The organism is Acetobacterium sp. (assembly GCF_039830195.1).
Classification (GTDB): Bacteria; Bacillota; Clostridia; order Eubacteriales; family Eubacteriaceae; genus Acetobacterium.
In genome coordinates this window covers 49,492-62,090 of the sequence record NZ_JBDODG010000016.1, presented here as the reverse complement: position 1 = coordinate 62,090, position 12,599 = coordinate 49,492, and the positions used below count along the sequence as shown (strand labels likewise).

9 protein-coding genes and 2 riboswitches are annotated in these 12,599 nt (G+C 42.7%); all 9 genes read right to left on the bottom strand.

Going from position 1 to position 12,599, the window contains the following annotated elements; genetic code table 11:
• Positions 1–281: 281 nt before the first annotated feature.
• Positions 282–851: an ECF transporter S component gene (locus tag ABGU93_RS06185; protein WP_026395389.1), complete on the bottom strand. Its 570-nt coding sequence runs from the start codon at positions 849–851 to the stop codon at positions 282–284.
• A gap of 84 nt (positions 852–935) precedes the next feature.
• A riboswitch (FMN riboswitch) is annotated at positions 936–1,064 on the bottom strand.
• Positions 1,065–1,130: 66 nt separating this feature from the next.
• Entirely contained in the window at positions 1,131–2,060 is a 930-nt protein-coding gene (locus ABGU93_RS06180) for a magnesium transporter CorA family protein (RefSeq protein ID WP_026395390.1), read from the bottom strand.
• A gap of 234 nt (positions 2,061–2,294) precedes the next feature.
• A riboswitch (M-box (ykoK) riboswitch) is annotated at positions 2,295–2,458 on the bottom strand.
• 163 nt (positions 2,459–2,621) lie between these two features.
• Positions 2,622–4,175, bottom strand: a complete 1,554-nt coding sequence (locus tag ABGU93_RS06175) for a hypothetical protein (protein ID WP_347412605.1) — start codon at positions 4,173–4,175, stop codon at positions 2,622–2,624.
• Positions 4,176–4,362: 187 nt separating this feature from the next.
• On the bottom strand, positions 4,363–5,799 hold the full coding sequence (locus ABGU93_RS06170; RefSeq protein ID WP_347412604.1) for an MBG domain-containing protein: 1,437 nt from the start codon (positions 5,797–5,799) through the stop codon (positions 4,363–4,365).
• A gap of 194 nt (positions 5,800–5,993) precedes the next feature.
• Positions 5,994–7,904, bottom strand: coding sequence for a fructose-specific PTS transporter subunit EIIC (locus tag ABGU93_RS06165; protein WP_347412607.1), 1,911 nt, complete (start codon positions 7,902–7,904; stop codon positions 5,994–5,996).
• Positions 7,891–8,835: a 1-phosphofructokinase gene (pfkB, locus tag ABGU93_RS06160; RefSeq protein ID WP_347412603.1), complete on the bottom strand. Its 945-nt coding sequence runs from the start codon at positions 8,833–8,835 to the stop codon at positions 7,891–7,893. Before pfkB ends, ABGU93_RS06165 begins: the two co-directional genes overlap by 14 nt.
• Before the next feature lie 165 nt (positions 8,836–9,000).
• Entirely contained in the window at positions 9,001–11,109 is a 2,109-nt protein-coding gene (locus ABGU93_RS06155) for a HAMP domain-containing sensor histidine kinase (protein ID WP_347412602.1), read from the bottom strand.
• Positions 11,078–11,770, bottom strand: coding sequence for a response regulator transcription factor (locus ABGU93_RS06150; protein ID WP_347412601.1), 693 nt, complete (start codon positions 11,768–11,770; stop codon positions 11,078–11,080). Before ABGU93_RS06150 ends, ABGU93_RS06155 begins: the two co-directional genes overlap by 32 nt.
• Before the next feature lie 172 nt (positions 11,771–11,942).
• Positions 11,943–12,590: a TetR/AcrR family transcriptional regulator gene (locus ABGU93_RS06145; RefSeq protein ID WP_347412600.1), complete on the bottom strand. Its 648-nt coding sequence runs from the start codon at positions 12,588–12,590 to the stop codon at positions 11,943–11,945.
• Positions 12,591–12,599: the final 9 nt, after the last annotated feature.

Here is a 12,599-nt window from a genome sequence, read left to right as displayed (position 1 = left end):
TCGCTGTTTCTTCATGTTGTCAAGCTGTTTTTTGAAATTCTTTTAAGTTCATTTCTGTTATTCAGCTGTGTGTCCGCCGCCTCTGTTCGAGACAACTTCATTAGTATACGCTCTTTCACCCCTCCTGTCAACGCTTTTTTGAAAGTTTTTTCATTTCTTTTTCATCGTGCTGTATTTATGTCCTGTTCGCCGTTATTTAGCTTTTGATCTGATCCTTCGGGCTTTAAAAAAGAACCTGGAATCAAATGATTCCAGGTTCTCTATATATAATGAAGATTTAACTATTTGCTTTCTGCGATCTTTGTTTCTTGTATTTCCAAACCCAGTACCTTGCTGACGGATTTGTAAACAACAAAGGTAATGACTGAATTTATTCCTGCTTTGATCAGATTAAAGGGAACAATAATCGGAAGGATCATCGGCAGAACCGCTTCAACCGGAATTCCTAAAAAGAACGGTGTGATTGCTATGTTCCAAAGCGCCATCGTTATTGTCATTGTTACTGCACCAAGCGCCAGACCAATGACCGCACCTTTTCTGGTTCTGTTTCTTTTGTACACATTCCCGGCAACAAGCACAAAAGATCCGGTTGCGAAGAAATGCATTAAGATCCCAATAATCCCACTGGCCGAACTAACGGTTACACCCTGTAATACACAAACAACGGCTGTCAGGATTAAGCCGCCTAATGGGCCAAACATAAACGCACCAATGAAAATGGGAATATCCGCTGGGTCATACTCCAAAAATGGAGCGGCCGGGAATATTGGAAAATGGATTAAATAAACCAATAGTATGGACATTGCTGCCAATACCGCCATCTGGGTCAGTTGTTTTGTCTTGATTTTCATAAAAAAATCCTCCTTCAATTGTCTGTTCAGTAAACTAAAAAGCCCTTGAAAATTTCTTTTCAAGGGCTTTGCGTGCAAAATTGTACGCCATTTCTTTCATCCGGACTATACCGTCGGTTCTGGATTCCAACCAGATCGGCCTTTCGGCTCGTGGACTTATCGCTTTCGCGCATCACCACCGGTGAGGACTTGCACCTCGCCCTGAAACAGACTATTCATTTATTAAATTTATTATATACCCGGTTGAATTTCTTTGTCAATGATAATTTTTAGTCAACTCTAACTAAACATCTTTTTCTTGAATAACACAAAGGCTGCCACGCCGGTACAGGCAACCGAAATTAATACCACACTCCAGAAATTGGGAATCGGCAACCCTTCGACATTCATTCCGAAAAAACTGGCAATCATCGTTGGTATCGCCATTAAGATGGTTAACGAGGTCAATATTTTCATCACAATATTTAAGTTGTTTGAAATAATCGATGCGAATGCGTCCATGGTTCCGCTAAGAATGTTGGCATAAATATTGGACATCTCAATGGCCTGTTGGACTTCAATCAACACATCTTCCAATAATTCCTTATCCTCTTCATAGAGTTTGATAATCCGGCCACGCTCCAGCTTTTCTAAAACCCCCTGATTGGCTTTCAGGGATGTCGAGAAAAACACCAGACTCTTTTCCAGGTCAAGCAATTGGATCAGTTCCTTGTTTTTCATGGATATATGGAGTTGTCGTTCAATATCGGTACTCATGCGATTAATATGGCGCAGATAAATCAAAAATCGACTGGCCACCCGGTATAAGATTTGAAATATAAAACGGGTTTTTAAATTCGTGTAGACATTTTTAACCCGACCTTTTGCAAAATCGTCGATGAGGGTATTGCCTCTTAAACAGACGGTAATAATATTTTCTTCGGTTTGAATGATCCCAACTGGTATGGTTGTGTAAAGCACCATCTTGGTATCTTTTTCGATAACCGGAACATCTATGGTAATAAGAGCCTGGTTATTGTCTTCCAGTTCCACCCGGGAAATTTCTTCTTCATCCAGCGCGGCTCTCAGGAAATCCGGTTCCACCTCTAATTCTCTGGTGATAAACTGCAATTCTTCTTCAGTTGGATTAACCATGTTGATCCAGCTGTTCTTTTCAATGGTTTCAATTTCTTGAATCTTGCCATCAACGGTTTTATAGATTTTGATCATTGCTTTCCTCCTTTATTAAGAGCAGCCGATGATCTGTAAGATAATTTGGCCGCTCAGTTTTTGTTCATTTTGTTCAATACGCTTCTCTCCAGGGTCTGCGTCCATCCTATCTCACTCCTTTTTTTGAATTTGTACTCAAGAAAAACCATTTTACAATTTTGCCGATGGTTCTTCCTTTTAATAAAATAAAAAATCTCCACTTTAACAGAGGAGATTTTCGCGCAGCAAAAATAATGATTCCTCCATTCGTTGAGTTTTGGCACTATACAGCATAGGGCATTGCCCAACTGCATTAAGTAAAACCTTAATTCGATAGTACCTGTTGACCCATTGGCATCTTTCGATGTTTCCGGGCAGCAGCCATATCTGTATAGGAGCCTCACCTAACAAAAGAAACATTTAATTTCTTATCATTCTAAATTAACTATATCTTTTTATGTCCCTGTTGTCAATGCTTTTTAAGTGAACCCCTCGTAAATTGCACCTTAGATTATCTTTTTTGACAGTCTGAAGGATCTGTTCCAAACAGATCCTTCTTGTCTTTAGTAGTGATATAACTGATTAAGACACATTGTGTTTTTTGCGATAAATTACCACCCCAATTATCACCAAAACAATGACAATGGCCCCGATAATTCCGGCTACTCCAGCAATCAGCCAGGGGTTATTAGGATTCGGTTGGACAATGTTTACCCGTACGGTTGCTACCGCACTTTTAAAATAATTGTTGCCTTTATATTTAACAACAACTTCCTGCTCACCCACCGCTCTTGTGTAATCAAGCTCGATATCGTCCCGATTGAATTTAATTTCATTGTTGTTTGCATCCACTACCGCAACGCAGAGGTCCTGATAAACGGCCTCATCGAGATTTGTCGTGTTATCGTCATAGTCAACACTGGGCGGATTTTGCGAAATGATCAGCGAACTGTCGTCCTTGCTGGTGATGGTGACTGTTTGGGTAGCCGTGCTGCCGTTAAACTGATCGGTTCCCTTATATTTCACCGTCACCGGCTGATCCCCAGCTTCCCGGTTATAGCTCAACTCGATATCAGTAGTTGTAAAATTGATGGACTTACTCTTACTGTCAACTACCTGAATGGTCAATGCCTGATAAACGGCGGCATCCAATTTCCCTGAATCAGTAGTGTAAGCCACTTCAATTGGCGGTTTTGCCAGATTTATGGAAGTATTTTCTTTGGTTGGCGCCGGCGGATCGACCTTTCCGGTGATTTCCACATTTCCGGTGGCTGTGCTTGGCGAAAACTGGTCATTGCCCTTATATTTTACGGTAACATCCTGTTTTCCCGGGGCACGATTGTAGCTCATATCAATATCAGCAGCAGTAAAATTGATTTTGTTGTTACCCGCATCGACGATGACAATACTCAATGCCTGATAAACGGCCAAATCAAGCTTTGCCGAATCACTGGTGTAGGCTACGGCGGGGGGCTTGGCCGCAATGGACACCTTGGTATCCTGTTTGCCGGTGATCTGAACTGAAGTGTTTACCTGACTTGGATTGTATTGGGAATTCCCTTTATATGCGACGACAACATTTTGAGTTCCCACGGCATGATTATAGGTCAACGCAATATCGCTGGGTGAAAAATTAACCTTATTGGAATCACCATCCACCACTTGAATAACCAGATCATCATAAACTGCTTTATCTAAGGTTGCCGCATCAGCAGAGTATCCTACCGATGGCGGATTGGCTTTCAGCACCAATCGGGTATCTTTTTTAGGCGCATCATTGATGGTAATGGTTCCGTTAGCAGTACTGGTTTCATACTCATCATTCCCTTTAAACGTGACCGTAATTTTCTGTACTCCTACCTGGCGGTTGTAGTCGAGGGTAATATCATCCGGGGTAAAGTCGATTTTATTATAGTTGCTATCCACAACTACGATGTTCATGGCTTTATATACCACTTTATCCAACTCATCGGTTGATGAATTAAAGGTCACCGATGATGGTGAGCTGGCAATGGATACTGTTGTTGCCATTTTGCCATCAACCTCCGCCCAAATGCCCATCGGCAGCATCAGTAAAATCAATCCTGCAATCAATCCTATTTGCCAAAACCGTCCACTTAGTTTTCCACTATTCATTCTCTCTTCCTTTCCCACTGGTCAGCTTATAATTAGTATCATATTTACCGTCTATTTTAACATATAATCACTGTAAACGTTTCTTTTTTCGTATCCGACTCATTTTAAATCTGTTTTCATCAAATTCATGGTACTAAAAAAGATCTGTCTCTTCAAACAGATCTTTTGCTTTAAATTTCATTATAAACTAATCCATTTTTGTTAAGCGATTCTTTCCGAAGAAGACGGCTCCGGCTATCAGCAACAGCAACAGCAGGGCGATCCCCATATAGGGCACCGGCGATTCTGTTTCTTTTTCTGTCGCGCCATTTTCGCCATTGCTGTAATCATTCCCGCCATAGACCGCTACGGCATCTTCTTTCTTGATAATTTCAAATTTATCGGTTCCATCAACCAGAACAATGCGGTAATTGGCATTATTCAAACTCCCTAAAAAAATGTCATAACTGCCCACCGCTTCGCCGGCTTCGCGTTCTAAGGAGCCAAACATCACATCGTCAGCATACAATCCCTTATTAAAACCATCGCCAGCATCATCCTGCCAGACCGTGTAGGTTAATGCCGGGTCTGCTTCGCCCTGAATTTTTGAAACAGAGGCCGGGATAACCGTTACCGAGGCTGGGGTAATGTCGTATTTTTTCTTCGATATAACCGTTTGATTATTAATTGTATAATTATCGGCGTTTGTCCCGTTGATTCCATATAAGTAGAACCCCCCTGTTGCCCATACATAATAACTTCCCACTGCTTTTTGCTGGACATTAATATCTCCGTAGTAGGGATAAAACTTTTCAGATCCAAATGCACCTAATTCTTCACCCTGGATCAGATCCGTTTTGGTAACCGATAGTTGGTAATCATAGAGGTTTGGTGTTCCGTCATAAACCTTGTCCTGACCGGTAATGAGGACTTGCACCGGTTTGGGTAAGATACTTGCAACCAGTGATATGTCGATGCTCGCCAATGGTTTAATCTCTTTTTTTTCATCGACAATGATATAGTTTTTACCCTTGTCGCCTGAAACCGTCATATCTTTGAGGATAATCAGATTGGAATTTACCGGTTTTACATCTTTAAACAAAAAACTGGCAGATTTATAGTTAAATGTAACTTCATTTATATCTGCATCGACAACACCGGTGTTCCCCAATCCCTTTAAGGCATTTTCGGGCGCACTGGTATTCCCATCATAAATTTTAGTAATTGGCTTTTCAGTGAAAAATTCTGTTGTTTTGAGTTCAATGGGTTTTATTTTAATTTCTTTTTTATCGTCAATGCTTTGATAGGCGTCGTCACCGCGATATCCTACAAAAACCATATAGGTTCCTGCCGCTGATGGCGGAATTGTTGATAATGGATAGGTTTCTCCATTTGCCTGAATCCCTTTATAGGTGATCTCAATCCGTTCCGGATTAAGATCAGGTCCATCAACAGCTGGATTTACGACTGCTAAAACTTGGGGATTTCCATTATAAACCGGGTCGGAGGAGAAAACAATAATCGGGATTAATGTTCCCTGTTCAGCCTGGTTTTCTGCCAATACGCCTATTGGAAAGCATGCCACATTCAAAATGATCGTCAAGACTAGGCCCAAAAACAGCCTGATACTTTTGGTCTTTTTCATTGGTTACTTCCTTGTATTATGAATTGTCACTATATCTTGTATTTTTTCCTAATTATACCTATTTATATCTCTGTGTACAATGAAACCAGACCATTGTTCGTTTAGAATTTACTTTGTTGTTATTTGTTTACAATCATTACATAAAAAGAACAAATTAAAACCCACCTTTACGGCGGGTTTTTGGAGTCGATTATTTAGATGATTTCCAATTCATCGCTTTCACTGGTTTTTGGTTTTTTTAAAATCCTGAGCATCAGCATGCTAGCCACTGAGCCGGTCACTAAGGCAATCACGTAACCAAAGGGACTTCCCACTAGCGGAAATACGAAAATCCCCCCATGAGGAGCCATCAGTGTACAGCCAAAGAACATCGATAATCCACCGGCCAGTGCCGAACCGACGATACAGGAAGGAATCACCCGGAGCGGATCTTCTGAGGCAAAAGGGATTGCCCCTTCAGTAATAAAGGAGAGTCCCATCACGTAATTGGCAATCCCGGCTTCCCGCTCTTTTTTGGTGAAGCGACTCTTAAAAATGGTGGTGGCCAGGGCAATGCCCAGCGGTGGAACCATTCCCCCTACCATAACTGCCGCCATAATATCATACTGACCGGTGGCCAGTGATGCCAGACCAAATGTATAAGAAGCCTTGTTAACTGGCCCGCCCATATCCACCGCCATCATGCCGCCAAGGATAATGCCGAGAATGACCTTGCTGGATGTCCCCATACTATTCAACCCGGCACTTAAAGCTGCATTGAGTGCCGCAACGGGGGGATTAATGACAAAGACCATCAAGGCACCAATCAGTAGAATCCCAAAGAAGGGATAAATCAAGATCGGTTTAATACCTTCCAGACTGGCCGGCAGTTTGGCGAAGACTTTTTTAAGTCCCAGTACCAGATAACCGGCAGCAAAACCAGCCAACAATGCGCCAAGGAAACCGGCACCACCAGTGTTGGCAAGCATCCCACCGACAAAACCAACAGCCAGAGCCGGTCGATCACCAATGCTCATGGCAATGTAACCCGCCAACACCGGTAACATAAAGGCAAATGCCGTCCCGCCTACCTTCATCAGAAACGCTGCGAATGGGGTGTTGCTTCCAAAGTTGGCTGGATCAATGCTGTAGTCATCAAACAAAAATGCCAGCGCAATTAGAATCCCGCCGCCAATAACGAAGGGTAGCATATGAGAGACTCCGTTCATCAGATCTTTATAAACCTTACGGCCGACACTTTCCTTTTCCCCGGTGCCGCCGGTTTCTTCCAGACTCTGGGCTCCCCCAGAATACACCGGTACCTTTCCGGCCAGAGCTTCTTCAATGAGTTCCTGGGGTTTGTGAATCCCCCGGGCCACATTGGTTTGAATAACGGGTTTCCCATTAAAGCGGCCCATTGCCACGTTGGTGTCGGCAGCAATAATAATGCAATCCGCCGCTTCAATTTCTGCTGCCGTCAATTGATTTTTGACCCCGCCGGAACCGTTCGTTTCCACCTTGATAGCAATGCCCATTTGTTTAGCCTTGTTTTCCAGACTTTCGGCTGCCATATAGGTATGGGCAATCCCGGTGGGACAGGCGGTGACCGCCAGAAGCTGATAGTTTCTGACCGTATCGGGGGTTTCTGCCGCTTTCACGCCTCCGAATTTTTCCTGTTCTTTTTCATCAACGAGTTTTAAAAACGTTTGCGTATCGGGTGCGGCAATGAGCCTGGCTCTAAATGCTTCATCCATCAAAATAGTGGACAGCCGACTGAGCACTTCCAGATGGAGGTCGTTTGCCGCTTCAGGGGCCGCAATTAAAAAGAACAGATAGGCCGGTTCTCCGTCCAATGCTTCAAAGTCAGTACCTTCTCTAACCACCATGGCGGCCAGCCCGGCATCCTTAACCACGATTGATTTACCATGCGGAATGGCCACCCCTTCGCCGACTCCCGTAGTTCCTTCTTCTTCCCGGGCCATTACCGCTTTTTTGAAGACCTCTTGATCCGTGATCTTTCCGCTTGCAGCCATCAACGCCACGAGTTGTTCAATGATTACTTCCTTGGATGCCGGTTTTCCGGCAAGATCAATGCCCTTTTCGTTTAACAAATCAACAATCCGCATTTTTTCTTCCCCCTTGTCTTTCATTTTCTTCGATTTTATTCAATTGTTTCAGAACCTCTTCCCTGGTGGCCAATGTTTCTGAAAAGGCGGATGCACTTCCCGTTGCTACCCCCATTTTAAAAGCCTCCCGATAATTCTGATTTTTAAGATAGCCGGCAATAAATCCCGCCACCATCGAATCTCCTGCACCGACCGAATTTTTAACCACACCTACCGGCGGTTTCATTTCATGGATATTTCCGTTATCATCTACGAGAATGGCACCTTCTCCGGCCATGGACACCAGCACATTTCCGGCCCCCATTTCCTGCAAGCGCTTAGCATGAATAATAATATCCTCCCGACCATTTAATGTAACCCCAAACATATCTCCCAACTCATGGTTATTGGGTTTAATCAGGAACGGCTGGTACTTAACCACTCTGAGCAACAGTTCCCCGGTAGCATCCACGGCGATTTTAACACCGCGGTTTTCCAGAAATTTCATAATATTTTCGTAGCTGTCCTCTGGCAGTGCCGCGGGAATACTTCCGGCTAAAACCAGCATATCTCCTTTTTCGATCAATTCCAGCTTGTTAAACAGCTGGTCAAGTTCTTTTTTGCTGATGTCGGGCCCCTGTCCATTGATTTCGCTTTCTTGATCCGCTTTTATTTTGACATTAATTCTCGAATTCCCTGATCTCAACTTGACAAAATCCGTATCGCAACCAAATTCTTTGACTCTGCGTTGGATTTCATTACCGGTAAATCCGCCAATGAAACCCAGGGCAATATTTCTGATCTCCAGGTTTTTTAAAACCATGGACACGTTGATGCCTTTCCCCCCCGGATAGAGTTGCTCCCATTCACTGCGATTGACCGCACCTTCCCGAAAGGAATCCAACCCCACAACATAATCCAATGATGGATTAAAGGTTACCGTAAAAATCATGTGATACCACCTCCCAAACCTTCGCGTATTTTGCTACCGTCACTTCTTATCTTTGTATTTATGTTTATTTCATCTTTTGGTTACTTATTACCCACTTTTTCTTCATAAATACAAAAAAAGATAGAACCGCTTGGATCCTATCTCATAAAACTTTTCATATCTTCTCTATTCTGCCAGGGGCAGGATGATCGCCGCTTTGAAGAGATCCCCATCTATTTCCAGTTTCAGTTCGCCTTGCTGGATCGTCATTAAATCCTTGGCAATGGCCAGGCCCAAACCGCTGCCTTCACTGTTTCTGGTTTCATCTCCGCGTTTAAACCGTTCCATCAATTCATCAGGTGAAATGTTCAGGGGTTGCGCCGAGACATTTTTAAATATCACGATTCCTGTTTTATCTTCGTCACATTTTGAAAATTCAATGTATACCCGGGATTCCTTTTGGGCATATTTCAAAATATTGAACAGTAGATTTTCAATGACCCGCCAGATCAGACGGCCGTCAGCCGTGACGACAAACAAATCCTTGGGGTATTGGGTGATAAACTCCAGCTGGGAATTTTGCAGTTCTTCTTCCATCTCGCCGAGGCCTTGGGTCATCAGCATTTCCATGTCGACAGCCTGAAACTCCACTTCAATATTTCCTGATGAAGCTTTGGCAGCTTCAAATAAATCGTCGGTCAGCACTTTCAGGCGGTGAGCCTTATTTTCCAGAATATCTAAATATTTCTGTTCTTCCTCAGGATTCAGTTTTCCGTTTTTCAACAGATCGATGGAGGTGATAATCGACGTCAGCGGAGTTCTGATATCGTGGGATACATTGGTCAGGAGCTCAGTTTTTAACCGTTGGCTTTTTACTTCTTCGGATACTGCCAATGAAATGCCATCGCCAATGGCGTTAATGCCCTCAGCCAATTCTCCCAAAGCACCATCAAAACCCGTCAGTTTATAATCAACCTCACCATTTTTTATGCGTTCCAATCCTTCCCGAATCCCATCATACTTTTTGGCTTTTTTGCCACCCAAATAGAGCAGATAAATAATGCAGATAAACGAGCAGATGCCCAAAATCGGCACCTGTACCGACAAGGCCAGAACAACCAGTAGAATTGCCCAGAACATAAATCGTTTCACAGTCGGAGATCCCTTCATAACATCATTATAATAGCTGATAATTTTCTTGAACTGGTCTTTAACAAATTTCCATGCCTGTCTGATCAGTTTCAGAAACAACAACCGTTCCCCGAAACTGCCATCTTTTAAAATTCGTACCAGTGATAGTAAAAAGTTCAACCCCAAAGCCGCACCCACGGCAAAGAGCATCAACATATCGGCCCGGGGGAAATTCTGATCATAGAAAAAAACAATTGCGGCAATAACCAGGGTTTCTACCATCAGTAATAATAAAAAGTGGGCATCGATCCAGAATGCATCAATCGGCAAAAGTTGAATACCCTCGCGATCTTTTTTACGCCCGGCCGAAATACAGGCCAGCAGCGTACAAATAGCCGCCAGTATCAAAGACACAATAAAGATGCTCATCAGCCACAAAAATTCCAGCCGTTCGGCCTGATACATCACTTCCCGCTGGGCGATATAGGCATCATCGAATCCGATGATGACCTGAAAATCCGGTTCAACAGCGTAGTCCAATGGTTCAAATCGATCAATATTGGGCAAACTGGATGAAATCGCCCCCTTATTATAGGTAAAGTTCACCCGGCGCTTGAGTAGATCATCCTGGACCGCTTCTTTGGGCTGACTGTTTTTAACCCCTTTGCTGTCAATAATATAGGTCAACCCCTGAGTTTGCTCCAGCTCTTTTTTTAATCGTTCATACTGAAACAACCCCTCGTTGATTAGCTGCTTTTTTTTGGCCTCAAGCTCATCGCCGTATGGTTCCCAGAAACTTGCATCATTGAGCATTTCCTGCTCGGTTGCAACGCCCATTTCGTCCGGATCAGTAATATCCACTCCCGCTAAGATATCCCATTTATAGGCTTCGATCGCTTCGGGATCAATGGCATTTCCCGCGCGAATATTTTCTTCACTCTGGTAGAAATTATAAACCTGATCGATATTATCGTAGGCGGTCAACACTTTATTCTGCAGCTCGGCACTCTCTAAATAATTATTGGTATTCGCCATATAATCCCAATTGAACCAGTATGCTTCAAATAGAGCACCAAAACTGATGGTGATTAAGACAACCGTTAAAAACGAACAAGCGATTTTAAATTTCTGATCAGTCCAGATAGTTTTCAATTTTGTAGCCAATGCCCCACACCACCTTTAAATATTTTGGTTCTTTCGGATTAATTTCGATTTTTTCCCGAATCCGCCGAATGTGCACAGCCACGGTATTGTCTGAATTATAGGCCGGTTCTTCCCAGGCGTGCTCGTAAATCTGATCAATAGAAAAAACTTTCCCTTTTTCTGACATTAGAAAAAGCATGATCTTATATTCTACCGGCGTCAATTTAACCTCTTCCCCATCCACGGTCAGGCGTTTATAGTCATCTTCCAGAACCAGTCCCCCAGTGCGGTAGGTTCCCACTTTTTCCGGACATCCCCCCAGGGTATTGTAGCGTCTCAATTGAGATTTTACCCGGGCGATGACCTCCATCGGATTAAAGGGTTTGGTAATATAATCATCGCCGCCCATGGTTAGACCCATGATTTTGTCATTATCTTCGGTTTTGGCCGATAGAAAGATGATCGGGATATTTTTTGTCTCTCTTATTTTCATGGTTGCCCGAAGCCCATCCATCTCTGGCATCATCACATCCATAATGATCAATTGAACCTCTTCTTTTTCCACCAGTGCTATGGCTTCTTTTCCTGTATAGGCTTTTAAAATCGCGTATCCTTCGTTTTTTAAATAAAGTTCCAAAGCTTCAACGATTTCTTTTTCGTCATCGCATATTAAAATACTCATGTTCTAAGCTTCCGCCTTTCCATTTCATCTTGGTTTAACTTTAACACAAACTTCTGTCAAAACAACTCTGAATTTCCTTAAGAAATTCTTACAACCGAACTCCATCTAAGGATGCCGGCAATCCAAACCGCAAAAAAGGCAGCATCCATTGGATTGCTGCCCTTAAAACTGTTTAGATTAAAAATTTAATACCTTCCGGTTTGTTTTTATTTGAGAATTCAAAACCCTGCTGGATCGTGTTTTCGATCATTTCGCCATCCAGATTCATCAGTCTGAACAAATTTCGGATAAAGAAATAAATCATTGCCCGGCTGGTAAACTTAATGTTCTTTTCATAGAAATCTATGAAAAGTTCTTTTCGGGCCCCATATTCTGAACGGGCGATGACTTCCAGATCTGCCTCAATGTAGTTTTTATTGAGAAAATCCAGGCAGGATCGATTGAGGGTATTGGTAATATTGGTTCGTCCGTGAGGATTTACATTTTTAACCAGCACCTCATAATATAGCGTTTTATTATGCTCATCATTTAGTATCGCTTCATAATACAGTACCAGGGAATAACAATACTTGGTATAAAGATTGAGATTCTCAGAAACCGACGAGACATAGTCATACAATGCTAAAAAGAACACATTGTAGATATCAGTGATCATATCGTCTTTCTTTTTATAATAATAAGTAATGGTTCCCAGTTTGACATCGGCGCGATCGGCAATGTCCTGAATGCCGGTTTTATTATAACCATTCTCATAAAATAAAATCTTTGCGGTTGTTATTATATTGCTCTTTGTTTGGGTTCCTTTTCTTGACGTTGCCATGGTTTGCCT

Coding starts and splice junctions, on each gene's coding strand:
- ABGU93_RS06180 (WP_026395390.1), bottom strand. CDS start 2,060: ATGATCAAAATCTATAAAACCGTTGATGGCAAGATTCAAGAAATTGAA.
- ABGU93_RS06145 (WP_347412600.1), bottom strand. CDS start 12,590: ATGGCAACGTCAAGAAAAGGAACCCAAACAAAGAGCAATATAATAACA.
- ABGU93_RS06185 (WP_026395389.1), bottom strand. CDS start 851: ATGAAAATCAAGACAAAACAACTGACCCAGATGGCGGTATTGGCAGCA.
- pfkB (WP_347412603.1), bottom strand. CDS start 8,835: ATGATTTTTACGGTAACCTTTAATCCATCATTGGATTATGTTGTGGGG.
- ABGU93_RS06175 (WP_347412605.1), bottom strand. CDS start 4,175: ATGAATAGTGGAAAACTAAGTGGACGGTTTTGGCAAATAGGATTGATT.
- ABGU93_RS06165 (WP_347412607.1), bottom strand. CDS start 7,904: ATGCGGATTGTTGATTTGTTAAACGAAAAGGGCATTGATCTTGCCGGA.
- ABGU93_RS06150 (WP_347412601.1), bottom strand. CDS start 11,770: ATGAGTATTTTAATATGCGATGACGAAAAAGAAATCGTTGAAGCTTTG.
- ABGU93_RS06170 (WP_347412604.1), bottom strand. CDS start 5,799: ATGAAAAAGACCAAAAGTATCAGGCTGTTTTTGGGCCTAGTCTTGACG.